The sequence below is a fragment of the Clostridioides sp. ZZV14-6154 genome (assembly GCF_020657785.1).
In the GTDB taxonomy this organism is placed as follows: Bacteria; Bacillota; Clostridia; order Peptostreptococcales; family Peptostreptococcaceae; genus Clostridioides.
On sequence record NZ_JAGWCY010000103.1, the window covers coordinates 1 to 239 of the forward strand.

Below are 239 nucleotides of genomic sequence, written 5' to 3' on the forward strand. Positions count from 1 at the left end.
ACCCCAGAAAGACTATCTGGTTGATAGGTCGAAGGTGTAAGTGCAGCAATGTATTTAGCTTATCGATACTAATAGGTCGAGGACTTGACCAATATTTATTTGATGTTCATTAATTAAAATATATATGTAGTTTTTAGAGTGTTAACTCTAAAGAAGCTAGTTTTACTAGTTTCAATAACTTAATAGTAATATTAAGCATAAAGATTATGTGGTTACAATAGCCGAGAGGATACACCTGT

Annotated in this window: 1 rRNA gene; it reads left to right on the forward strand. The window is 31.8% G+C overall.

Annotated features, from left to right (window positions below):
- Nucleotides 1-92: ribosomal RNA gene (locus KGF45_RS19940) — 23S ribosomal RNA — on the forward strand; the annotation flags it as partial.
- Between the last annotated feature and the right edge of the window lie 147 nt (nt 93-239).